Annotated in this window: 20 protein-coding genes; 17 read left to right on the top strand and 3 right to left on the bottom strand. The window is 45.7% G+C overall.

Annotated features, from left to right (window positions below; translation table 11 throughout):
* Positions 1–288: 288 nt before the first annotated feature.
* Positions 289–3,459, bottom strand: coding sequence for an efflux RND transporter permease subunit (locus ACDZ28_RS06235; protein WP_375104229.1), 3,171 nt, complete (start codon positions 3,457–3,459; stop codon positions 289–291).
* Between the two features lie 113 nt (positions 3,460–3,572).
* On the bottom strand, positions 3,573–4,490 hold the full coding sequence (locus tag ACDZ28_RS06230) for a TetR/AcrR family transcriptional regulator (protein WP_375104228.1): 918 nt from the start codon (positions 4,488–4,490) through the stop codon (positions 3,573–3,575).
* Between the two features lie 225 nt (positions 4,491–4,715).
* Here ACDZ28_RS06230 and cls point away from each other — a divergent pair, with 225 nt between their 5' ends.
* The gene (gene cls, locus ACDZ28_RS06225) at positions 4,716–6,224 is read left to right on the top strand and encodes a cardiolipin synthase (RefSeq protein WP_076119018.1); all 1,509 of its coding nucleotides are present in this window, start codon (positions 4,716–4,718) and stop codon (positions 6,222–6,224) included.
* A 68-nt stretch (positions 6,225–6,292) separates the two neighbouring features.
* On the opposite strand, the gene ACDZ28_RS06220 is transcribed toward cls, so the two are convergent.
* A complete protein-coding gene (locus ACDZ28_RS06220; RefSeq protein ID WP_375104227.1) occupies positions 6,293–7,822 on the bottom strand; it encodes a phospholipase D family protein in 1,530 nt (509 codons plus the stop codon).
* A 226-nt stretch (positions 7,823–8,048) separates the two neighbouring features.
* Here ACDZ28_RS06220 and ACDZ28_RS06215 point away from each other — a divergent pair, with 226 nt between their 5' ends.
* The 16 genes from ACDZ28_RS06215 (at position 8,049) to ACDZ28_RS06140 (ending at position 25,294) form a co-directional block, all read left to right on the top strand.
* Positions 8,049–8,969, top strand: a complete 921-nt coding sequence (locus tag ACDZ28_RS06215) for a cobalamin-dependent protein (RefSeq protein WP_375104226.1) — start codon at positions 8,049–8,051, stop codon at positions 8,967–8,969.
* Positions 8,970–9,166: 197 nt separating this feature from the next.
* On the top strand, positions 9,167–9,508 hold the full coding sequence (locus ACDZ28_RS06210; protein ID WP_375104225.1) for an FAD-dependent oxidoreductase: 342 nt from the start codon (positions 9,167–9,169) through the stop codon (positions 9,506–9,508).
* Positions 9,509–9,513: 5 nt separating this feature from the next.
* On the top strand, positions 9,514–10,710 hold the full coding sequence (locus tag ACDZ28_RS06205) for a phytoene desaturase family protein (RefSeq protein WP_375104224.1): 1,197 nt from the start codon (positions 9,514–9,516) through the stop codon (positions 10,708–10,710).
* A complete protein-coding gene (locus ACDZ28_RS06200; protein ID WP_375104223.1) occupies positions 10,707–12,170 on the top strand; it encodes a phytoene desaturase family protein in 1,464 nt (487 codons plus the stop codon). Before ACDZ28_RS06205 ends, ACDZ28_RS06200 begins: the two co-directional genes overlap by 4 nt.
* Positions 12,163–13,035 carry a phytoene/squalene synthase family protein gene (locus ACDZ28_RS06195; protein WP_042131391.1) on the top strand — a complete coding sequence of 291 codons (873 nt, stop codon included), beginning with the start codon at positions 12,163–12,165 and terminating at the stop codon, positions 13,033–13,035. Before ACDZ28_RS06200 ends, ACDZ28_RS06195 begins: the two co-directional genes overlap by 8 nt.
* Positions 13,036–13,812, top strand: a complete 777-nt coding sequence (locus tag ACDZ28_RS06190) for a carotenoid biosynthesis protein (RefSeq protein WP_375104222.1) — start codon at positions 13,036–13,038, stop codon at positions 13,810–13,812.
* Entirely contained in the window at positions 13,781–14,518 is a 738-nt protein-coding gene (locus ACDZ28_RS06185; protein ID WP_375104221.1) for a lysophospholipid acyltransferase family protein, read from the top strand. The genes ACDZ28_RS06190 and ACDZ28_RS06185 overlap by 32 nt, the downstream gene beginning before the upstream one ends.
* Positions 14,515–15,675: a glycosyltransferase family 2 protein gene (locus tag ACDZ28_RS06180; RefSeq protein WP_042131388.1), complete on the top strand. Its 1,161-nt coding sequence runs from the start codon at positions 14,515–14,517 to the stop codon at positions 15,673–15,675. The genes ACDZ28_RS06185 and ACDZ28_RS06180 overlap by 4 nt, the downstream gene beginning before the upstream one ends.
* Entirely contained in the window at positions 15,672–17,147 is a 1,476-nt protein-coding gene (locus ACDZ28_RS06175; protein ID WP_375104220.1) for a phytoene desaturase family protein, read from the top strand. Before ACDZ28_RS06180 ends, ACDZ28_RS06175 begins: the two co-directional genes overlap by 4 nt.
* A 219-nt stretch (positions 17,148–17,366) precedes the next feature.
* Complete coding sequence (fni, locus tag ACDZ28_RS06170) at positions 17,367–18,398, top strand: type 2 isopentenyl-diphosphate Delta-isomerase (protein WP_339291503.1); 1,032 nt, start codon at positions 17,367–17,369, stop codon at positions 18,396–18,398.
* A gap of 41 nt (positions 18,399–18,439) precedes the next feature.
* Positions 18,440–18,910, top strand: coding sequence for a GNAT family N-acetyltransferase (locus ACDZ28_RS06165; RefSeq protein ID WP_339288393.1), 471 nt, complete (start codon positions 18,440–18,442; stop codon positions 18,908–18,910).
* 165 nt (positions 18,911–19,075) lie between these two features.
* Positions 19,076–20,428: a S41 family peptidase gene (locus tag ACDZ28_RS06160; protein ID WP_375104219.1), complete on the top strand. Its 1,353-nt coding sequence runs from the start codon at positions 19,076–19,078 to the stop codon at positions 20,426–20,428.
* A 142-nt stretch (positions 20,429–20,570) separates the two neighbouring features.
* Positions 20,571–21,671, top strand: a complete 1,101-nt coding sequence (ychF, locus tag ACDZ28_RS06155) for a redox-regulated ATPase YchF (RefSeq protein WP_042131387.1) — start codon at positions 20,571–20,573, stop codon at positions 21,669–21,671.
* 233 nt (positions 21,672–21,904) lie between these two features.
* The gene (gene prfA, locus ACDZ28_RS06150; RefSeq protein WP_042192496.1) at positions 21,905–22,978 is read left to right on the top strand and encodes a peptide chain release factor 1; all 1,074 of its coding nucleotides are present in this window, start codon (positions 21,905–21,907) and stop codon (positions 22,976–22,978) included.
* On the top strand, positions 22,971–23,969 hold the full coding sequence (gene prmC / locus ACDZ28_RS06145; protein ID WP_339288389.1) for a peptide chain release factor N(5)-glutamine methyltransferase: 999 nt from the start codon (positions 22,971–22,973) through the stop codon (positions 23,967–23,969). Before prfA ends, prmC begins: the two co-directional genes overlap by 8 nt.
* A 140-nt stretch (positions 23,970–24,109) precedes the next feature.
* Positions 24,110–25,294 (top strand): FtsW/RodA/SpoVE family cell cycle protein, encoded by a 1,185-nt coding sequence (locus ACDZ28_RS06140; protein ID WP_042131382.1) that lies wholly within the window; start codon positions 24,110–24,112, stop codon positions 25,292–25,294.
* Positions 25,295–25,421: the final 127 nt, after the last annotated feature.

Below are 25,421 nucleotides of genomic sequence, written 5' to 3'. Positions count from 1 at the left end.
ATTAGGGAGGAATTCCCTAATTTCATTAATTTTGAGTGATTATCGGCTTTTTTTAGGGAGCTTTTCCCTAATTATTTTTAGAACCACTGTCCGTTACATAGTAGCCTATTGCGAATCACTCGCCGCTACCGTATAAAAGCCCCATTACACAACCAAAAAAAAATAATGGATAAGTAGCGCCCGTTTCTTTGCCCATTCCATAAAAAAGAAGCTATCCCATAAGTAGCATTCACTACTTTTGAGACAGCTTCTTCATCTAGCGTGTTTACTTGATTCGCATCAAGTGTTTTAGTCAATTACCTTTTTGCTGCGGAATTTCATCAGGAACTCATACACAACTGGTACTACTACAAGTGTCAGCAGTGTGGAGCTGATCAAGCCGCCGATAACGGTAACGCCTAGTCCTTTGGAGATGATCCCCGCACTGTTTTCAAGTCCTGTAACCAGTGGCAGCAATGCACCAATTGTTGCAAGTGCAGTCATCAAGATTGGACGTAAACGTGTACCGCCTGCTTCAAGCAAGGCTTGACGTGTGGTCATTCCTTCTTTTTCCTTATGAATAACGCGGTCGATGAGGACAATCGCATTTGTAACTACGATACCAATCAACATCAGCGCACCCATGAGGGAGGAGACGTTTAAGGTTTCCCCAGCAATCAGAAGGGCTACGAGTACCCCGATGATGGTGAAAGGAAGTGAGAACAGGATAGCAAATGGAGCTAATCCACCACCAAATGTAACCACAAGCACGAAGTATACGATGGCAATAGCAGCCGCCATAGCAATACCTAATTGACCAAACGTATCATTGATCTGCTCAGTTACACCACCGAAGCTAACCGTTACGCCATCAGGTAATTCCATAGCATCAACTTTTTCCTTCACGATATTTGAAGCACTATTGACGTCACTAGAGATAATTTCAGCAGTGACATCCACCTTCATTTTACCGTCCATTCGAGTAATCGAGTCAGGGGAAGAGCCGTTTTCAATTTTAGCGACTTGCCCGATTGGCACGGAAATGCCTAGTGGTGAAGTCAATGTAGCCTCTTCCATTTCTTTAATACTCTTATACGTTTCTTTATCAGTTTCGATATAGACTTTGTAGTTCTTGCCGTCCATTTCTACTTCTGTGAGTACCGGACGTGTGCCTGCAGGAGCAAGCTTCATCGCAATTTGTCCCGCTGTAAGTCCAAGGGAGCTAAGCTTTTCTTGATCCGCTACAATCGTATATTGATCGTAAGCTTCTTTGAGGCTTGTTTCTCCATCTTTGAAATTAGCGGTGTCAGCTTGTACGATCTTGGCGATCTCATCCGCTACCGGCTTAATTTGATCTAGTTCATCTCCGAATACATTTACGGTTAACGTGCTTCCACCCATACCTCCGCTCATCATGGCGGACATATCGCCCCATACACCATCTGGAACTTCTGCGGCTAAGCCTTCGATCAACTTCTCTTTTACGTTTTCGAAATCAGGAGTATCGCTATCATAAACGATGAAAAAGAGTCCTGAGTTGCTGGATCCGCCCATACCCATTGGGCCGCCGCCACCGATGGAATATTGCATTTTATCCACATGCTGCTGCGCTAAAATATATTTCTCAGCTTTCAGGCCTTGCTCTTGAACTTCTTCAGTTCTTTGTCCAGCCTTCGGTGAGTAGGTTAACATTACCGTTTTATCCTCTTGAGAAGGCATAAAGCTAACGCCGATAGGCTTGATCAGGAACAAGCTGCCCGCAAGGAGGAGAACTGCAACTCCGAACGTAACCAGCTTATGAGAAAGACACCAGTTCAGAATTTTTTGATAACCGGCAGACAGTCTGTCTGGTTTCTCACTATGCGTTTTCTTACCTTTCAATCCATTGCGGAACAGCGAGTGAGCCATTGCAGGCACTAGGGTAATCGCAACTACCAATGAAGCGAGCAGGGCGAAGACCATGGTTAAAGCGAAAGGCAAGAACAGCTCGCCAACCATACCACTTACGAGAGCAAGCGGTAAGAACACCGCGATGGTTACAATCGTTGAGGACATGATGGGTACGAACATTTCACGGGTCGCTGCACTGATTAATTCCCGGCCTTTTAGCTTCTCACCAGATAAGGAGAGCCGCCGGTATATGTTCTCTATGACGACAATCGAGTCATCGACTACCCGTCCGATGGCAACGGTCATCGCACCAAGGGTCATCATATTCAGTGTGATATCCATTTGACGCAGACATAGCACTGCGATCAGTAGGGATAATGGAATAGAGATGATAGAAATGATCGTCGAACGAATATTCCGCAAGAAGACCAAAATGATAATTACTGCGAAAAGGGCACCAAATACCGCTTTGGACAGCATTGTATTTACGGAGTCCTCAATCGGCTTACCTTGGTCAAGCAGAACTGTTAGATCGATGCCTTTATATTGTGCTTTTAATTCTTCAGTTTTGTCCTTAACGCCATTTACGACATCAACAGTGTTGGCATCATTGGCTTTGACAATCTGGATACCGATCGATTCTTTACCATTCGTACGGGAGATAGATTCAGAATTCCCAACAACCTCAATCGTGGCAAGCTCTCCCAGCTTCACAGTTGGCAGTCCCATATTTGCAGCTCCGCCTACAGCGCCTGCACCAGCCGCACTTCCGGCACCTGCTCCGGCAGCCCCAGCAGCCTCAGCTCCAGGAGAACCAGCGCCAGCAGCACCGGCAGCCCCAGTTGGCATCACTGGAATGGCCACATTTTTAAGATCATCAACAGTAGTGATGTTGCCATCTATTACTACTGCCTTTTGGGCTTTGTCCATCTCGAACAGTCCTAGTGGAACACGGAGGGAAGAGCCTTGAATAATACCTTTAACTGTATCTTCGGTTAATCCGTATTGGCTCAGCTTGTCTTGATTGAACTTAAGCGAAACCTCTTTAACATATTGTCCAGAGATTTGTATAGAAGCGACACCCTCAACATCCTCAAGGGCAGGGCGAATGTCGTTCTCGGCAATACGGGTTAGTTCCTCGAGATCCTCTGAATCCCCATTGGATAGACTGAGGGAAACGACAGGCATTGAGCTAAGGCTAAAGCGAGAAATGGAAGGCTTCTGCGCATTGTCTGGCAGTGAGACTTCATTTAGCGATTCGCGAACTGCTGCTGTCGCATTATCCAGATTCGTACCATAATCGAACTCGATTTGGATACTGGAGGCATTCTCCAGAGAAGTAGAGGTGATCGTTTTTACACCATCCACATTGCGTAGCTTTTGCTCCAAGGGTTTGCTGACATCATTTACGACACCTTCTGGTGCAGCACCCGGATAAATGGTTGTTACGCTAAGATAGGGTATACTAATATTAGGTAAGGTTTCTTGCTTCATTGTCAGTCCGCTATATAAACCGGCAAATACAATGATTATCGTCAGAAGCCAAATGGCAAATTTGTTCCTGAGCGAGAAATTAATTAAGCTTTTCATAAGTTTCGTTTCTGCTCCTCTCGGGCCTTTTCTTTACGAAATAGGCGCCATTTTGAAAATTTATAATACTCGCTATCCATGTTCTTCTCTCTCACGAACTCTTTATAGAGCAATTAACGAAATACGCATGAATGATTTGAAAAAGAGGTAACCAGCTTCCTCAATTCTTCCAATGGTGTAGTGAGCTCTGAGCAGGATTGGAGGTTGGACAACATCCCCTGTATGATTGCTTTGCGTGGGTGTGGTAAGAGAACTTCGCCTTCTAGAATGTTGAGTGATTCCAGCAAATCGGCTGACTCTTCGGGTTCTATACTATCTAATTTACTGACCACAGTCTTCATGTCCTTAATGATCTGAAGTGGATTCTTGCGCTTACTCTCCTCATTCTCCTCCATCCAGCTTGCTAGAATAGTAGAGTTGATGAGAGGCGCCTGCTTACTTGTAAGAAGACCAGCTACAATAATATCTAGTAGATTCATTAGATGATCAGCCATAACGGCAAGGGACAAATGGGTATCCTGACGAAAAATAACCGCAATATATGACTTGATTAGTCCATGACCTACAATACATAAATCTCCGGTATAGGGAACGATGTCTTTTCCATAAAGGGTCTCCATCTTCACCTGAAACCAGCGCAAGAAGGAAGCATTGTTTCTACGTAGCCATTCCGGTACTTCAGTATCAAATCCTTTTCCGGCAACTTCCTGAATTTGACGCTGTAAGAACTCCCGTAATTCGTATACATGGCTCAGTAGAATTTCTATTTGATTCCTAAGCTTTTCACGCGGTGTTCTTTGGGTTTCTTGTTCTTCACGTAATAAGGGATCACGAATCATTCGGTAACAGTAGAGAAAAATACTGCGTTCCAGTTCTTCTTTGGATTTGAATACTAGATACAAGCTTCCCTTCGAAATTCCGCATAATTCGGCGATCTCTTGCATGGACGTGGAAGAAGAGCCTTTCACAGCGAATAACTGCATGGCGATCTTAATAATCTGTTCCTGCTTGTCCACAGTTTTATCGCTCATTGGGGGATAACCTCCTTTCTGACTACCCAGTTCTATAATTGACTAATCGGTCAAAATAATTATATTCGATCCATCCTGTCATTACAAATTTCAGATCAGAAGGGTTACAGTTTTGTTGTAAATAGATTTTTACACAGTAATTGTCTAGGAAGATATAGGTTCTTCATGTAATATATAAATGTGTCATTTTGGTGTTGCTTGTATGAATAAGAAGGTAGGTACAATATGAGAAGAGGACTTCAATCTATAATTATTATTGGGGCTTTCATAGCATTTTATTATTTTGGTTTTGGTATTTTTGGGAGTACTGCTGGAACGATTATTAGTATTTTCTCCACACTGACCGTCATTTCGATTAGTTTGGCTATTTTTATGGAGAACCGTAATCCTTCTACGACAATGTCTTGGATTCTGTTGCTTGCGTTGATCCCGGTGCTAGGTCTAGTCTTCTATTTTTTATTCGGACAGAACGTGTTTAAACGCCGTAAATATGATAAAAAAGCACAACGAGATCTTATGGCCTATGAGCGGATTGAGAATGACGCCTTACGCACGCATCAAGATTGGTCGGTCTTTGATCCCTCTCGCCAAAAACTACTGCTATTATCCAAGACCTTAGCGCGCACTCCGATTTCCTTTGCTTCAGAGACGCGTATACTCACCAATGGTGAAGAGACGTTTGGGACATTACTGTTAGAGTTGCGACAAGCTAAACACCATATACATATGGAGTATTACATCTTCCGTGCGGATCATATTGGAACGCGTATTCAACAGATTTTGATCGCGAAGGCACGCGCGGGTGTGTCAGTTCGATTCATGTATGATGCAGTAGGTAGCTTTCAGCTTTCCAGAGCCTTTTTGAAAGAGATGGTTGATGCTGGGGTACAGGTGGCTTCATATGGTAATTCCACCTCCTTTTTCTCTAGCCGGGTGAATTACCGGAATCACCGAAAAATTGTCGTCATCGATGGCGATGTCGGGTTCATGGGTGGACTCAATGTGGGGGATGAATACTTAAGCCGCAGCAAAACTTATGGATTCTGGCGCGACACCCATATGTTGATTAGAGGCGAAGCGGTACGGACGATGCAAATCATTTTCTTGCAAGATTGGATGCATACTACAGGTGAAAAAATACTGGAGCAGGATTATCTCACACCACAGCTACACTTCATGACAGGGGACGGAGCAGTACAGATTATTGCGAGTGGACCGGACAATGAACGCCGTGCACTCAAAAATATATTCTTCTCCATGATCACTTCTGCTGAGAAATCAGTATGGATTGCCAGCCCTTATTTCATTCCGGACGAGGATATCCTAACTGCGATCCGTGTAGCAGCCATATCCGGTCTAGATGTTCGCTTGTTATTCCCTGCTAAGCCGGATAAATGGATTCCGTTTCTGGCTTCGCACTCCTATTTCCCGGCATTGCTGGAGGCTGGAGTGAAGATTTATGAATACGAAAAGGGCTTTATACACTCTAAGCTTTTAATCGTGGATGGTGAAATAGCGACTATTGGTACGGCAAATATGGACATGCGGAGCTTCCATCTTAACTTTGAGGTTAACGCATTACTGCTTCAGACAGAGAGTGTTACACGAATCGTTGCTGATTTTGAACGGGATTTACTGTCTACCACTCAGATTGTGCATGAGACCTTTATGAATAAACGCATGGTGGTACGTATACTGGAATCTGCCGCCAGATTAATGTCCCCCCTGCTATAACTTCATTACAAGCTAAACCACCGCAGAGAGTGTTGCCTTCTCAACGGTGGTTTTTTTATTTTTTTCGCTTAAAAGGTAGTAAAGCCCAGGTTAGTCTGCAGCCGGAACAGGATGTACTTGAACCAGGTCACATCGCTCTGATAGGCTTCAAAAGGCAAAGTGAATGCATGCCCCTCGTTATTCCACAATCGATTGAAGTAGGCTTCCATTTCTGTGAACAGCGGCTGATCCCGCTTCATAGAAATCCACAGATCATTCTCCAGATTGTAGTCATCTAGATTGCGTGTGGTGAAATTGGTAGAACCGCCAAGAACGATGGAGCTCTCGGTTTGTTTGGCAATAAAGAGCAGCTTCGGATGATATTGCTCTTTGGTTGTATTGTACCAACGAATAGAAATTTCACCGTTCGTGCGTTTGTTCAGATCCATGGCAACCGGACGGTTGGGGATCCCGATTTTATCACGCCCGAAGGCGTTCTGATTTGGATCCAGGATTAGGTTTACCTTAGCGCCGCGTGATGTAGCCTCAACCAACGCATCCAGAATGGCATCGTCAGCAAGATAGAACATTCCCATCCATACGGTATCCCCCTCCCGGGCGGACCTAATGCCTTGCAGCGCATATTTGTATACCTTTCCTTCAGTTAAATAGCGAACTTCTAGAGCTTTCGCTGATGGTAGGTTTTTTTCTTGGGTGAAATTGGGCTTATGAAGTAGCAATGGACCTGCATCTGAAAGATTGGCTGCTGCCTGCTCGGTCTGGAGAATATCAGCAATAATTGGACCCTGTACCTCCAGAGCAATATTGGAGTGGTAGGCGCTGGCATCGTGAACATTTCCAGAGGAAATTAGTGCGGTGTTCTCACTAACAATCACTTTACGATGGTTCGCTTTTACATTGAGCAACTTCAGATAAGATCGAGCGGTAATATCCGGTCCACCACTGGCCATAAGATTAGGGATAAAGCCTTTACCGGATTGTCCGAACCATTGGATGAAGGTGCGCCAGAAGGCTGAATATGCAGGTGTAGAATCTCGCAGCGCATTAACATCGGTCATGATGACTCGAATCCCTACGGCCTTCATTTCTTCTAGAAGATGATTGGGCGCTGAGTTGTAGTTAGTATTGACCTCATCGGTGATGAAGACAATCTCCATTTCTGGATAGGTTTGCTTTTGTGAGATTAACTTATCAGTCAGCATTCGACTGACTGGAGGAAATGACTGATCCTTATGGGTATAATCATTGAACAGAAACAGGTCAATGACTAAGAACTCCCTTGACTCCTCGACGATCTGTAGAATTCTCGGAAGAATTTCACTCTCCTGCTTACCTGTGTCCGTCCCGTCTGGATAAGTTAGATCATGCCAGAAGGATACATTATTCACTTTGTATAGGGGACTTTCATAGGAAATCCCTGCGGGAAGAGGTTTATGTGTCTGATATATCATTACGCCGATTAACCAGAGAATTAGAATGATGCAAGTCCATATCACTCGTTTGCGGCGTCGTGAAGAGGTGCGTTTCTTTGGAGCAAAAGCATGGGTTCTATCTTGTATCGCTTGGGGCTGAACGGGTTGTTCACGATCTGATCTCATCGGAAGTTCCTCCTGAAAGTATTGCAGAGCACTTCCTTTATAATTATTATGCTCCGGCGTGTACCAACCTATTAACACCTAGTGGGTAGAAATGAAGCAGTCTCCTTATCATTAACGTTTAATGACATAACACATAGGCTTATGTATAATGAGTGTGAAAGATTTGTATAATGTTTAGGATTGCTAATTTGGGCAGTTGCAATAAGGAAAGAGAGTGAGTTCTATCATGTATTCCATCAAACAGGTTGTTGAAATGCTGGATATTCCTTCTGTGACTCTCAGAGCTTGGGAGAACCGGTATCAGGCGGTTACCCCTGAACGAACCGAATCCGGGTACAGGCTGTATAGCCATGAGAATGTCGAGGATCTGCGCTGGCTGAAGGAACAGACCGAGCAGCAAGGGGTAAGCATATCGCATGCTGTTCGAATGCTGAAGGCTCGTAAAGAAAAACAACTGGATGATACGCTTTCAGTCGCAAGCGGAAATACTCAGGATGCTTTTGAGAAAATGAAAGAACAAATATACAATGCACTACATGACTTTCAGGGAGAGCGAGCTAATGCCTTAATTGATTTTGGTTTATCTCTTTATGGTTATGAAGCAATGTTCCATCAGGTACTTGTGCCAATCTTGATACAAGTAGGCGATGCCTGGGAAGCTGGCATAGCAACGGTAGCGCAAGAACATTACACCACGCATATGATCTCCAACCGGTTCTATCAAATATTCCACGTATTCCCCGTTTACTCCCATTTGCCGAAGGTGCTGGCTTTCTGCCCTGCAGGAGAGCATCATCAAGTCGGGCTGTTGTTATTCGCCTTGTTTTTGCGCAAAAACGGAATGGAGGTTATCTACTTAGGAGCTAACACGCCTGAGGAAGGGATCATCTCGATGCTGGAACAACAAAGCCGGGTAGGCTTGATTTGTCTGTCGATTACGGATAAAGATTTGATACCCTTTAGTGAGGAGCTTATAGAGCGGCTAAGAAAGGTATGTCCAGGGGCTAAATTCCTCGTGGGTGGCAAGGGCTATGAAAGAGACCCTTCTTTATCTAAAGCGGATTATGTGATGACAGAACCTGCGGAACACTGGCAAGCGTGGTTTGATCATGTGTTTACAAGTATGAAGATCAAGAAATCCCTCTGATCAAGAAAACAGATATATAAATAGGAGTCTGTACTATCACTTTCGGGTGATATGGCAGGCTCTTTTTTTATTGAAAAAGGAGGGATCCTACAGAGTTATTTACATAGCTGTATAAACACTGTATGATATTTGTATAGTGTTTGTATGATTTTTGTATAATGTTTAATTAACATATAATGCTGTGAAGGAGGGAACGTATGAGCAGAAGAAACACAGCTAGGGTTGCGGTGGTTGGAGGAGGTCCGGGAGGGCTTGCTGCTGCTATGCTCCTAGCTGCTGACGGCTATGATGTCGCAGTTTATGAGAAGCAGGAGGTTGTTGGAGGTCGTTCAGGTGAACTTCGTCTAGGTGATTACCAATTTGATCGTGGAGCTACATTTTTAATGATGCCGCATTTGCTGGAAGAGTTATTTGCCTCCGCTGGTCGATCCCTGAAAGATTATGTGAATTTGAAAGAGCTTGACCCGCTTTATTCGCTTCATTTTGGAGAGACCGTATTACCCCTTCTACGGATCAAGAGCGGACTGCTGAAGAGATAGAGAAGTTGTTCCCCGGAAACGGTATTGGATATAAACGATTCATGGCTGAGGAACAAGATAAGCTGGACCGGGTAATTCCGCTGCTGCAACGGCCTTTTCAATCTGTAGGGGACTATGTCAAAAAGGATGTCCTACATGCACTGCCCAAACTGCATGCAACCGACACTGTATATAACAGACTTTCCAAATATTTTGATGATGAACGTCTGAGGTTTGCTTTTGCATTTCAGGCTAAATATTTGGGGATGTCGCCGTGGGAATGTCCGGGTACCTTTACCATTCTTTCTTTTATGGAGCACCGATATGGACTGTATCATCCCATTGGTGGAATTAACCGTGTGCTAACGGCAATGGCAAAGATTATTTCGGAGTACAGTGGAATTGTACATACTTCTTGCGGAGTAAAGCGAGTTTTGGTACAGAACGGGCAGGCGTGTGGTTTATTGCTGGAGAATGGAGAGAAAGTAGAGGCCGATTATGTGGTGCTGGGAGCTGATTTCGGTTCAGCTATGACACAGTTATTCGAGCCTGGTATTCTAAAGCGTTATTCACCAGATAAAATATCGCGTAAGCGGTACTCCTGTTCTACAGCCATGCTCTATTTGGGAGTAGACGGAGCTGTTGAATTGGCTCATCACTCCGTTCATTTCGCTGACGATTATCGGCTCAATGTAGATGAGCTCACACGGCTTGGCAAGCTTTCCGCGGACGCATCGATATACGTTCATAATCCCTCGGTGCTAGATCCCACGTTGGCCCCAGCAGGCAAATCTTCTCTTTACGTGCTGATGCCAGTGCCCAACCTGACGGCTGATATTAATTGGAAGCAGGAGGGTGAACTGGTCAAGCAAGATATGATGGAGCGTCTGCAGCGTATTCCAGGTCTAGAGAATTTGCCTCAGAGAATAGAGGAGAGTTTGTTCTTCTCGCCACTGGATTGGCGGAACAAGCTGGATGTATATAACGGTGCAACGTTTAATTTGGCTCATAATCTCGGGCAGATGATGTATATGCGGCCTCATAACACCTTTGAAGAGGTGAAGGGAATTTGGTTGGTTGGCGGAGGAACTCATCCCGGAAGTGGTCTTCCGACGATATTTGAATCGGCGAAAATTAGTGTGGCTCTGCTGAAGGAGCAAGACCGTGCAGCTAGATCTAAGGTCGTAGCCACAGGATTCGCCGGAACGGGAGCTTCATTATGAGTCGGGTTGCTATTGTGGGCAGCGGCATAGGCGGTCTTACAGCAGCACTTCTGCTAAGCAAGCGTGGGCAGGAGGTTACGATGTATGAACGTGCACCTCGGGTTGGTGGACGTGTGGCTTTTGAAGAGAATGGCCGTTACCGGATCGATCAAGGACCAACAATTGTACTACTACCGGAGATGCTGCTGAGCATTCTGGAAGAGGGCGGCCTACCACCGGAGAGTCTGGAGTTGCTACGGTGCGATCCTCTCTACCGTGTTCATTTTAAGAGTGGACGTACCTTGACCAAAGTGAATGGAATAGAGGCGCAGGCAGCTGAGATCGAGAGGTGTTTTCCCGGTGAAGGGCAAGGATTCATTAGATTTATGAAAGAGATGTCGGGTCTGTATCCCTTAGGGAAAGCTTCTTTTCTGGAACGGGGCTTCAAGACTCGCAGGGATTTCTTCAGCGTAAAGAATTTGAGGCTAATGGTTCGTTTACGCGCCTATAAGAATCTTAGGGCCGCAGTTGGGCAGTATTTTCGCAGTGATGAGTTGAAGGATGCCTTCTCACTACAGAGTCTATACATTGGTGGAGCGCCTTTCCGCACTCCGGGTCTTTATACAATGCTTCCTTATGCAGAGCATGCCTTTGGAGTCTGGATGTTGAAGGGAGGATATGGGGAGCTGCCTCGAATCATTGCACGAGAGCTAGAAAGACGCGGAGTGTGCATGCACACAGGTACGGAAGTAGAGTCACTGCTGGTGGATGGTGGCAGATGCCACGGAGTTGTTGTTCGTGGACAAGAGATAGCTTACGATGCTGTGCTCTATAACGGTGATTTTCCACACTTGTCCAATCTTTTACCTGAAGTTAAAGAGAGAGAGTACCGTAAAGATTTCATGCCTTCATCAGGTTGTCTGCTCATCTATGTAGGAGTATCCAAGCAATGGGAGGAGTCGCTGACACACCAGTTTTTTCTTCCTGATTCCTTGAATAAGAGCTTGCGTGATTTATTTGATCGCAAGAGCATCCCTGATAAACCTTCCTATTATGTGTTCAATCCAGTGATGCTCGATGATACGGCGGCTCCTGAAGGAGAAAGTGTACTTTATTTTCTCGTCCCAGTACCTGCCGGTGAAGAGATAGATTGGAATACGGCTGCAGAGCCCTTGGCTTCACAAGTCCTGGCAGACGCCGAAGAGCGTGGTTTTCCTGGGCTTGCTGCTCATACTGTCTGGCGAAAAATTCGTACACCGGCTGATGCTGCCAAGGAAGGTTTGTTCGGCGGTGGAAGCTTTGGGATCGCACCCGTGCTGTCACAATCCGGTGTGTTTCGACCTCAGTCTAAGCCCTATAATATTGAAGGTTTATATGCTGCTGGTGCATCTGTGCATCCTGGCGGCGGCGTTCCTATTGTTATGCAGGGCGCTAAATTGGCAGTTCATGAACTGATGAAGGAGATGAACATACATGAATGAACAAGTATTACAGAAATGTGAGGAAATGATCAGAAAGGGTTCTTCTTCGTTTTACAGGGCATTTGATGGCTTGCCTAGTCCGCGACGAGAGGCGGTGCATGTAATCTATGCCTTTTGCCGCCTAATAGACGACAGTGTAGATGAGCCGGAGAAATCACCTTATACGATTCATGAGCTCCGAAATCATTTCCGAAACTTAGAGCAAGCAGAGGGGCATTTCATCTGGCCTGCACTACGTTGGTTGCTACATCATTTTCCTCATTTGGATAAACAGCCGTTTCTGCTACAAATGGAAGGGCAGGTAAGCGATCTTTCCTTCACTCATTATGAGACGCTGGAAGAGCTTCTATCTTATTGTTATCTCGTAGCAGGTACCGTAGGAGAGATGCTGCTCCCTGTATTGAGAGAGGACAGAGGCGATGAAGCGCAGGAAGCAGGGATCGCTCTTGGTATTGGTATGCAGATCGTAAATATTATCCGTGATGTGGGTGAAGATCTAGAGCGTGGAAGAAGGTATATACCTTTGGAAATCATGAGAAAGAACGGGTACAGCCAGCAAGAGCTGGAAGACGGAGTGGTTAATGAGTGTTTTGTAGCTGTATTGCAGGATCTTAGAAGAGAGGCACTGCTGTGGTTTGAGAAGGGGCTTAATAATGTGGATACTTATCCCCCGGAGAGTGGGATGGCAGTAGAATTGGCCGCCGCCTTTTATGCAGGTATTCTCGATGATGTAGCCGCAGGCAATTACGATGTATTTCGCAGGCGTGCCTATGTGAGTGATGAGGCTAAGCTTCGGATGTTCCATCGTACCGCTATGCGTTATGCCCCAAGTTTGGGAGGCAAGGGCAGAACGGCGGTGTACTAAATGATCCGAATACTATTCTGGATATGGTATTTTATTGGAGCACTGTTGTTAATATGGCTTGGAATTCCTGAAAGTTTACAATTTTCGAATGGTCTATTTCTTATTTTTTATGCTGCTTATGCTGCAGATTTAATTTACAAGGGGTTGAAGCAGCCAATAATGTCTGACCAGTCAGTCATAAGAAAGTGCAAGCCTACTATATGGGTCTCGGCTATTCTTATCTGGACCTTAGGTATGATCGTTGAGTGGATTGGCGTTCATTCTGGAAAGCTGTTTGGTACTTATGATTACTCTGATATTTTAGGTCCGCTGCTATATGGGGTGCCTATTACCTTAGGCTTTGCTTGGATTGCCGTGATATACAATGCTACTTTAATTAGTTACGATTTCGGACTTAGGGGATTACAATTACGGCTGGCAAAAGCACTTCAGATTGGGTTTTGGACTGTACTGCTGGACCTCGTATTGGACCCCGTTGCTCATGCTAGAGGCTTCTGGCATTGGGGTAGCAGTGGAGGATTCTATGGTGTGCCTTGGAGCAATTTCGTCGGATGGTTCATCGTAGGGATTATCTTATCCCTAACGCTAATTAATGTTAAAAGTACTAGTTTGTCTGCTCGTAACGGGACCCGTTTATATCAAGCGATATTAGTTTTATTTGGAACCATTGGTCTGTGTGAAGGCTTGCTGCTCTGTGGAGTTATTGCTGTGCTAGGGGCGTTACTTGCTGAAGGGAGCTTGCGTTATGTTGGAAGCCGTCAAACACAAAGGGTTTGATAAGCTGTTCTATCATTACAATCGGCTTTATTTGATTCAGAGACATTTCCGTTATGTTGGGGTCGCTGGACAATTGCAGCCAAAATCTGCGGGAGACAGACCTATTCTATATATTATGAATCATAGTTCTTGGTGGGATGGATTACTGGCTTACCACGCAGCCAGAACCATGACTAGTGGAGAGCACTTTTTCATGATGGAGGAAGAGCAGCTGCGGAAATACGCTTTCTTTCGCAAGCTCGGTGCCTATTCCATTAATCGGCATAACACCAGTGATATCAGTGCTTCGCTCCGTTATACGGCTAGGTTACTACATAAACGAGGGAATATATGGATATATCCAGAAGGGGAAATTCGGCCGCTGGAGCACCGTCCATTAAAGTTGCAGGCAGGGGTAGGGCTAGTACTTCGATTATGTCCAGAAGCACTTGTTGTACCTGTCACGCTTTATCATGGCTTGTTCCGGCATTCCAAACCGGAGGCGACGTTGTTGGCGGGCAATGCTATATCTCATCCGTGGCCTGCTATGGATCGCAACTGTATCACAAAGGAGCTGCAGGACGTGCTTAGAGAGCAATTGGATCATCACCGTTTGATGATGGTTAATAACGGGGGTTATATTCAGGGGACCTTTACTCCACTCATGAAGCAAGGCAGATCTATTAATGAATGGTTTGATGTTGTGCGACTGCGGGGTAGAGGATGATTGTCTTTCTGCAGATCATTATTGGATGCCTCCTTCTTCAATATTTGTTTGCACTGTGGAATACAGCCCAGCTACCGAAGCTTGGAATATCGAAGTCGAAACATATCACTAAGGGGAGTAAGATTTCTTCTACGGAAGAATGTAATCGATGTGTGTCTGTACTAATACCGGCCCGTGACGAGGCTGACAATATAGGAGATTGCCTTGCTTCCGTGTTGGCCTGCAGAATTACGGGTTGGGACTTGGAAATTATTGTTCTGGATGATCGATCAAGTGACGAAACAGGCAGGATTGCCAGAGCTACAGGAGATGAGCGTGTTAAGGTTATGGCCGGAAGAGAGTTGCCAATTGGCTGGTTAGGCAAGTCTTATGCCTGCAATCAGTTAATGAAGGCAGCCTCTGGTGAGTGGCTGCTGTATCTTGATGCAGATATTCGGCTGAAGCCTGAAGCTTTGGAGAACGCTCTTGCCATGGCTGATGCTCAAGAAGAGGGTCTCATCACGGGATTTGCTTATCAGCAAACAGGTACTTGGCTAGAAAAGCTTGTGGTACCTTTAATGACCTTCACGATCATTTGTCATTTGCCAATACTCCTTGTCCGCACATCCCGCGATCCACGATTCGTAGCAGCGCATGGAGGATTCATGCTAGTTCACAGGAATAGTTATATACGCTGTGGTGGACATGCGGCGATTCGATCTGATCTCGTAGATGATATGGCCTTAGCCCGTGCAGTCAAGAAGGCTGGAGATCAGGTTACACTCGCCGATATTACGGACTATGCAGAAATGAGAATGTATCATAATGCCAGCGAGGTATGGAATGGCTACCGTAAAAATATTTATGCTGGATTGGGTCGCCGCTCTGTTATTCTACTGGGAATGTTAAGTTTGTATACGTTGTTATATGTATTTCCTTTAGCGGCGTTTATTTTCTTCAGTGTGACAGGTCAGGCTGCTGAGGCATCATGGGCGTTGTCGGCTAGTCTGTTAGGCATTGCTATTAAGCGGATTAGTGATGCGTCTGCCAGACAATCAGTATGGTTATGCTTGCTGATTTCTGTAAGTATCCTCTGCTTGGCAGTCATTGCAATTAGTTCTTGGTGGGGCAGTCGTTCGGGTCAAGGCTATGAATGGAAAGGAAGACGTTACTTATGAAATCAAAGGCAGTAATCATCGGTGCGGGATTCGGTGGACTGTCCTGTGCTGTAACCTTAGCCTCAAAAGGCTGGGATGTGACGGTGCTGGAACGCCAACAGAACCCTGGTGGTAAGCTGCAGCGGATTCAGATTGAAGGCTATACCTTTGACAGAGGCCCGAGCACGATAACAATGCCTCGTGTATTCCGCTCACTTTATGAGCTTGCTGGTGCCTCCATGGAGGATTATGTTGAAATTTATGAGCTGGAGCCACGTACACGCAATATTTTTGCTGATGGGACTATAGTGGATTTCTCGCGCGACCAAGCGTTTATGAAGGCTCAGATTTCCAAATACAGTTCAAGTGATGCGCTTCGTTATGATGATTTTATGGCTGAAGCTGCTGTGCTCTACCATCTAAGTGAAAAGCAGTTCCTAAATAAATTGCTATTGTCTTGGCGAGATAAAATGTCACTTCCTCTCTTACGGGATTTGCTTCGGGTAAGGCCTTTTTTAAGTCTGCAATCATTGCTGCTGAAATACTTTAGCCATCCTCATACCTTAGCAATGTTAGGTCGTTATGCTACCTACGTCGGATCTTCCCCGTTTCGTTCACCAGCTATTTTCGCCATGCTTGGATATGTGGAAAGTGTAGAAGGAGTTTATGGTGTGCGGGGCGGAACTTACAAGCTGGTCGAAGGTCTTACTGCACTGGCAGAAGGCTTAGGCGTTCGCATCATGAATGGGATTGAGGTTACGAATATTTCCGTGGTAAATGGAGTAGCCAAAGGTGTGGATACAACACATGGCTTCTATTCAGCAAAGACGGTCATTGCCGGAGGCGATGTGCTCAGTGTTAACCGTATGCTTGTCGAGGAGAACAGCCGTCCTTCCATGAGTGATCGCAAAATTGCTGCTTATGAGCCCTCCTTATCGGGTTATGTAACACTTGCAGGCGTTCCCCGTAAATATGAAGCTTTATTACATCACACGGTATTTTTCCCTGAGCAGTATGAGACAGAATTCATAGATATTTTTGAACGCAAAATCCCTGCCAAGCAGCCAGCTGTTTATGTGTGCCATTCTGGATATTCAGAGTCAGGTATGGCTCCTGAGGGAGGCAGTAATCTGTTTATTTTGGCTAATGCACCTTATATGAATGAGGCCTGTGATTGGCGGACAGAGACTGCTTCCTATGGTAAAAGAGTACTCTCGGTGCTTGAGGGCCATGGAATTACAGGTTTGGATCAGGGAGCTGTGCTCCAGCATTATACACCACAAAATATCGCAGAGGACACACTGGCGCACAAGGGTGCGATCTATGGGATTTCCTCGAACTCGGTAGAACAGACCTTCTTCAGACCAAGCAACCGTTCAAGCGATGTTAAGGGTCTCTGGTATGTAGGGGGAACCACGCACCCAGGCGGTGGCACACCGATCGTTTCGTTATCGGGAAGGTTAGTCGGTGAGCATATTGCTAATCATGCGTAGAAGCTGATCTGTAGAATAATAGAGATGTGAATTTTAATCGCTAACCTCATATTGTAAATTCAACTGAAGGGATATGTTATAATAAATGCAGTTTAGGATTAGGAGGAACGGAGCATGAATCATACGCCAGAAGAGGCCGTACCATATGATGCGAATAGGCAGTCTGGCGCGGATCATGGCAATGACCTACCGACTGTAGAAGGTTCAGACAAGTCTTTAATGCCTGCATCAAGGACAGGTGAACGCAAAATAGAACATGTACGTCTTTGTCTAAATGAAGAAGTCGGTGGCGTCGGTGTGACTACGGGGTTTGAACATTACCGATTTCGGCATAATGCTCTTCCAGAGCTGAATTTCGATGATATATCATTGCAGACTACGTTCCTGGAACGCGAGCTGCGAACACCGCTGTTGATCAGCTCGATGACAGGCGGCAGTAAAGCAACTGGAGCTATTAATGCTCGGCTGGCGGAGGCAGCGCAGCGTCGAGGGTGGGCGCTGGGTGTTGGTTCTGTCCGAGCAGCAGTGGAGCGCTCTGAGCTAACCGAAACCTTTTATGTACGTGACAAAGCGCCTGATATTCCGGTTATTGCTAATATTGGCGCGGTACAGTTATCTTATGGCTTCGGAGTGGAGGAATGTCGCCGAGCTGTGGATATTGCCGGTGCGGATTTTCTTGTATTGCATCTCAATGGTCTTCAAGAGGTCTTCCAACCGGAAGGGAATACTGGTTTTGCGTCCTTGTTATCTCAGATAGAAAAAGTATGTCGTACACTTGAGGTTCCTGTAGGTGTAAAAGAAGTCGGCTGGGGTATTGACGGTGATACAGCAGGGCGTCTTTATAATGCAGGGGTAGCCTTTGTTGATGTGGCGGGTGCAGGCGGAACATCCTGGAGTCAGGTGGAGAAGTTCCGCAGTGTAGATCCTATACGGCGCGCAGCGGCTGAAGCCTTCGCGGACTGGGGTACTCCAACCGCAGATTGCATTGCAGAGGTACGTGCTGTCTCCCCAAAGGGGGCTTTGATTGGCAGCGGCGGCTTGAAGCATGGCGTGGATGCTGCGAAGGCATTAGCCCTCGGTGCTGATTTAGCAGGCTTTGGACGTAATCTGTTAGGACCGGCAGTAGATTCTGAAGAGGCGCTCGAAGCTGCACTAGCTCAAGTGGAGCTGGAACTTAAGATAGCGATGTTCGGTATCGGTGCTCCCGATTTAGCAACTTTACGTGGGACTTCCCGTTTAATACGTAAATAGAAGGATGTAATAAATATAGAAGTGAGGAAGTGAAAAAGATAATGATTAAACTGGTCCATATGGATGAATCCGCTTTTCAATTTTTCTTAGGTCAAGCTACTCGTGACTATGCGGAAGATAAGATTAAAGCCGGTGCTTGGGATCCTGAAATCGCGATGAAGCTATCTGAGGAAGCCATTTCACAGTCTCTGCCCAAAGGGTTGAACACAGATGGTGCTTATCTATATTCTATAGTAGAGATAAGTAGTGATACTCAGGTTGGATATATCTGGTTTAATGTAAGTGAAGGCCGCGGTGGCCGAGAGGCTTTCATTTATGATTTCTACATTTTTGAACCGTATCAGAGCAAAGGTTATGGCAAGCAGGCTATGATCGCACTTGATGAGGAAGCCCGTGAGATGAATGTCACCAGAATCGGGTTACATGTCTTCGGTCAGAACAATCGTGCATTTGAGCTGTACAAAAAAATGGGATATACCGTAACCGACATTACGATGTCTAAAGATCTATAATGTTATTCATGGAGACCTCGAAGGAGGTCTTTTTTTGTTGCCCTAAAATTTGATGTAAATAATTGTGATAAATATATTTGAATTAGGATTAATAGAAAAATATGATTATTAAATAAATTCCTGAAAATGGATTCGGTTATATGCAATATTGGAAGGGGGATTAAGGTGAGACCAAGGTTTGTATTACCAGCGGCTTTTTCTGTAGCTGCAATACTGTTACTGGTTAGTTGCAACCGTGGGGATTTACCAGGGAAAAAGCAATTGGAGTCGGAGCAAGTTCAGGCAAGTCCGGTTGCGCCGGTAGCCTCTTCAAAGGTAGTGGAAGAACTGCCAGGAGCAGCGGTGTCTCCATTGACAGTGGAACAAAGATTAGAGGATTTTGATTATATGTGGAAGATTATTGAGGAGAACTACCCATTCCTAGAGGTAAATAAGCGTCTCAACGGCGAGGATTGGCTTGCGAACAAAGAGGAGTACCGCAATAAAATTGCAGCAGTGAAGACAGATGATGAGTTTTTTAGACGAATGAGATTCGTACTTAGCAGGTTAAACAATGGGCATACGAATTTTTTATCTAAGGAAGAATATCCATGGTATCTAAACACCTATGTTCAGGCAGGTTTTGGCTATGAGCCTTGGATCAACGTGTTTCAACAGCCAAATGTGTTGGCTCGGTACAACCAGAAACCTTTAGCGGAGCAGCAAAGTCCTAATGAAAGCAATAATGATATAAATAGTGGTGAGGCGGGGAGTCAGACAGGAAAGACTTCCGGCAATGTAAAAAAGGTCATTATAGAGCCTGATCAAATAGCGTATCTAGGCATGCGTAGCTTTGAAGGCAGTCTCATGGAAATGGACAGTTCTGAGATTCGTGATTTTTTAATAGAAGTTAAAGATTATAAGACACTAATTCTAGATATCCGCGGAAATGGCGGAGGAAACAGCAATTACTGGAGAGCTCATATTGCTCCTCTGCTGATTAATAAACCTATCGAATACAAGACATACTTACTTTATACAAGAGGCAACTATGCTGAGACCTTTATGCAGGCACGTCAGATCACAAGGGGGCAGCAGCCTATTACCAACATCAAAAACGAACAGCTGCCTAATTTACCATCCGAAGCATTAAAAATGTTTAAGACATATAGTAAAAATACAGCTGTAGTAATCCCTAAAGAATCTGTTGGATTTAAAGGGGAAATCTATTTGCTGGTAGATAGCTCTGTGTATTCAGCGTCGGAAGGTTTTGCAGCATTTGCAAAAGGCACCGGGTTTGCGACGGTTGTTGGTGGCAGAACAGGTGGGGATGGACTAGGTATGGATCCACTTGTCGTTGCATTGCCTAATAGCGGTTATGTATTCAGATTTTCCTTTGAGATGGGTCTTAACTCTGATGGAAGCTGCAACGAGGAAGTGAAGACGGTCCCTGATGTAGAGGTTGATCCCGATACCTCTAAATCTCTATTGGATCAGCCGGCGATTAAAAAGGTATTGGAACTTGCGGCTTCCCAATGAATGGGTGCGCTTGGATAAGGCTGGATTGACACATCTGCAAGACATCCGGTGTTGCTGGAGAATATGTTCTAATATATAATGGTTTAGATCGTATTACTTATTCGGATGATCAATTTAGCTGAAAATAGGAGTTGTCATATAAATGGCTTTGAAAGCGGGAATCGTCGGTCTTCCTAACGTAGGAAAATCCACATTGTTTAATGCAATAACGCAAGCGGGAGCAGAATCCGCAAACTACCCTTTTTGCACGATTGACCCTAACGTTGGTGTCGTTGAAGTTCCGGACGAACGTCTTGATAAACTGACTGAGCTGGTACAACCTAACAAGACTGTACCTACTGCTTTTGAATTTGTTGATATCGCTGGTCTTGTGCGCGGTGCGAGTAAAGGTGAAGGACTAGGCAACAAGTTCCTAGCTCATATCCGCGAAGTAGACGCTATCGTTCATGTCGTTCGTTGTTTTGAAGATGAGAACGTTACCCACGTGGATGGAAAAGTAAATCCGATCAGCGACATTCAGACCATTAATTTGGAACTGATCCTTGCTGACATTGAGAGCATTGAGAAGCGGATTGAGCGTTCCCGTAAGAACATCAAGGGCGGCGATAAGAAATACGCTCAAGAAGTTGAACTGCTTGAACGTGTCAAAGAAGTGCTCTACGAAGATAAACCTGCACGTAGTATAGAATTGTCCGATGACGAGAAGCTTATTATCCGTGATCTTCATTTGTTAACATTGAAGCCAGTGCTGTATGCAGCGAATGTAAGCGAAGAAGAAGTAGCAAGTGCAGAGGATAATCCTTATGTGCAGCAAGTGCGTGAATTTGCAGCAACTGAGGGTGCTGAAGTTGTTCCGATCAGTGCTAAAGTAGAAGCTGAAATTGCCGAGCTTGAGGGCGAAGATAAAGCGATGTTCCTAGAAGAACTTGGGCTAGAAGAATCTGGTTTGAACCGTTTGATCAAAGCGGCTTACAAGCTGCTAGGCTTGTATACGTATTTCACAGCAGGCGTTCAGGAAGTTCGTGCATGGACCATTCGTAAGGGAACTAAAGCGCCCGGCGCTGCTGGTGTAATTCACACAGATTTTGAACGTGGATTTATCCGTGCTGAGGTAGTGGCTTACGCAGATCTTGTGGCAGCAGGCTCTATGAATGGTGCGAAAGAACGTGGTCAATTGCGTCTTGAAGGTAAAGAATATTTGGTGCAAGACGGCGACGTTATGCATTTCCGTTTCAACGTTTAAGAGGACTGAAGCGTACTAAGGATATGAGGGTCATCTCAGTCGGTAGGGGTATCTACTGCTGGGATGGTCCTTTTTTAAAATATAAGTCATTTATTATGGCATTTACGCGTACAGAACTGTAGCCATTTCACAATATCTTTGGTATAATATAAAGTCGTATATCTATTTTTATGACATATGTTTTAATCGCTTTATTTGCGAATTTGAAATTGAACTAGGAGAGGTGAATTCCCTTGTTGGACCGATTGCAATCCCTGGCGGACCGCTATGAGAAGCTCAGTGAACTGCTTTGTGATCCGGATGTTGCAAACGACAGTAAGAAACTGAGGGATTATTCCAAAGAACAATCAGACCTACAGCCTGCTTTTGAGGCGTATACTGAATATAAGAGTGTAATGGAAGAGCTTGAAGCCGCTAAACAAATGCAAGGCGAAAAGCTTGATGATGAGATGAAGGAAATGGTCAAGATGGAAATTGACGACCTTTCCAAACGTCAGGTAGAGCTGGAAGAGCAAATCCGTGTATTGCTGCTGCCCAAAGACCCGAATGATGATAAGAACGTAATCGTCGAAATTCGTGGTGCAGCGGGTGGAGATGAAGCGGCATTGTTCGCTTCCGACCTTTACCGAATGTACACCCGGTTTGCAGATTCACAAGGCTGGCGCGTGGAGCTAATGGATGTCAATGCGAGTGACCTTGGTGGATTTAAAGAGGTCATCTTCCTTATTAACGGCCGTGGTGCATACAGCAAGCTGAAATACGAAAGTGGTGCGCATCGCGTACAGCGTATCCCAGCAACTGAATCCGGTGGACGTATTCACACCTCTACTTCTACAGTATCGGTGATGCCGGAAGCTGAGGCATTTGAAATTGAAATCCATGATAAAGACATTCGTGTGGATACCTTCTGTTCAAGTGGTGCAGGTGGACAGTCTGTAAATACGACCAAGTCTGCAGTACGTGTAACTCATGTACCTACGGGCATTGTTGCTACTTGTCAGGATGGTAAGTCACAGAACTCCAATAAGGAAAAAGCGCTACAAGTGCTTCGTGCCCGTATCTCTGATATGAAACGGCAGGAAGAAGAAGCGAAGTATGCTGGTGAACGGAAGAGCAAAGTAGGTACGGGTGATCGAAGTGAGCGTATCCGGACGTATAACTTCCCGCAGAGCCGGGTTACAGATCATCGCATTGGCTTGACACTGCACCGTTTGGAGCAGGTTATGAACGGAGAAATCACTGAAATTATTTCGGCTCTTTCAATTGCTGAACAAGCTGATTTGATGGATAGTATGGACAATGGATAATAATGCTTTGAACGATGGCGTATTTGTCATGTCGGAAGTGAAAAGCATCCGGGAAGCCTTTGCGGAGGCTTCTTCTTTTTTGAGCCAGAGCGGTTGTAATGAACCGCAGCGCAGCGCGCAATTGCTACTTGAGCATGTGCTTGGCTTGTCCGGAGCAGCGTATTACATGGTGCTGGCGGATCCTTTTCCAGCTGCGGTTAAAGAAGTGTGGGAGGCGGGAGTTACCCGCCGGAGTAAGGGTGAGCCGGTGCAGTATATTATCGGCGAGCAAGAGTTCTACGGGCGTCCCTTTGAAGTGACGCCTGATGTTCTGATCCCGCGGCCAGAGACGGAGTTACTGGTCGAGGCGATTTTGCGGTACGGCGCGGAGCTGTGGCCGGACGGCATGGTTGCGCTGGGTGAAGCGGCGCAAAAAGAAGGCGCTGCTTCGTTAGCGGCAGCGCAAGATCGTGCGGGCGACGCGGAAAGTGGACGCGCCGCACGGCCGCTGACCGCCGTCGACATCGGCGCCGGCAGCGGAGCGATCTCCGTCACGCTGGCGGCGGAAGCGCCGGCGTGGCGGGTCTGCGCCGGCGATATTTCGCCGGCGGCCCTAGCTGTGGCGAAGCGCAATGCGATGCGCTCCGGCACAGCCGTGGACTTTCGGCTCGGCGATCTGCTCGAGCCGTTCGCGGGGATGGAGACGGATATTCTCGTCTCCAACCCGCCGTACATTCCCGGCGAGGATATCGCCGGGCTGCAGCGTGAGGTGCGCGACCATGAGCCGCGCACTGCGCTGGATGGCGGAGCGGACGGGTTGGACCCTTACCGCCGCATGATGGAGCAGCTGGCGCTGCTCCCGGCACCGCCGCGCCTGATTGGCTTTGAACTCGGCTTCGGACAAGCCGAGCAAGTGGCCGAACTGCTTGTCGCGGCCGGCCATTGGAAAGAGATCATCACCATTAATGATCTGGCTGGAATTCCGCGTCATGTGCTAGGTATAGCACGATAATTCTGCATGTTATGCAGGGGAGTTCTGGTGCTCGGGTATTGAAATTGTATTTTTAATCCGACTTCCTTTACAATAGAATTTAACCGGACTTCTTAGAGAACTATAAAAGAAAGCCCAGATTTAGAGTAGGGAGGCAGAACGTGCTTCAGAAGATTAAGAAGATTGATGGTGCTATCGTAGTCGTTCTGTTATTGCTCATGACTGTCAGCATCTTCGCCATATATAGTGTGACACATGGAAGAGAAAAGCTGGACGGACATCATATCCGTATGATGATGTATTATGCAATTGGCTTTATTGCTTTTATTGGAATGACCTTTTTAGATTACAGAATTTTAGTGAAATACGCGTTATATATTTATTTGTTTGGGATAGGTATTCTGGTCCTCGTAAGCTTTTTGGGAGAGACCAAAAATAATGCCCAAGGCTGGTTGTCCCTCCCTGGTGGACTGAGTCTTCAACCTGCCGAGCTATTTAAGCTGATATTGATTCTATTCCTGGCAGCTATGCTCGTCCGAAAGAATAAGAGTAAGCTCTTATTTTGGCGGGATGTTGTGCCGCTGGGTCTATTGACCTTATTTCCGTTCCTTATTGTCCTTACACAGAATGACCTTGGGAATGCCTTGTCTTACATTGTGATTCTTGCAGGTCTGTTATGGATTGGTAACATTAAGTACACTCATGCCTTAATAGGGCTAGTGATTGTAGCGAGTTCTGCGATTGCCGGAATTATGAGTTACATCCATTATCATGATGAAATTAAAACGTTCCTCACGGATATTGGCCGCTCACACTGGATCGAACGTTTCGACCCCTGGCTTGTTCCGGACAAAGCAACAGCGAAAGCTCTTTATCATACTAAAAACGCCAAACTGGCGATTGCCTCAGGTGGGATGAGTGGCGAGGGCTATATGAACGGCAGTTCTGTTCAGACGGATCGAGTGCCTTATACGTATTCGGACTCCATCTTTGTGCAGATTGCCGAGGAATTTGGATTCGTAGGTTCTGCATTTGTGCTGCTACTATATTTTATCCTGATACACCGAATGATTCTGATCGCGCTGGAATCCAGAGATCGAGCGGGTCCGTTTCTGATCGTCGGCATTGTCGCGATGATGCTGTATCAGATTTTTGAGAATATCGGCGCGTTTATTGGCTTGATGCCGTTGACAGGTATCACGTTGCCTTTCATTAGCTTTGGGGGTACATCCCTGCTTATCAACATGGCCAGCATTGGACTGGTAATGAGTGTGCGTCTGCATGGTCAGGATGTAGAGGAAGATTTGCCTAAGCCTACTCCTTATGCAGCTGCCAAACAGGTATAACACGTAATCAAAAAAACCGTCAGAACCTTATCTTTTATGGATAGGAACTGACGGTTTTTTTTATAAATGAAGATATCCGTCCTCTGATCCGAAAGATGAATCTCTTAATTCGGATGCATTACATAAA

The sequence above is a fragment of the Paenibacillus sp. RS8 genome, from assembly GCF_041956825.1.
Taxonomy (GTDB): Bacteria; Bacillota; Bacilli; order Paenibacillales; family Paenibacillaceae; genus Paenibacillus_AQ.
This window is presented reverse-complemented; position numbering and strand designations above follow the sequence as displayed.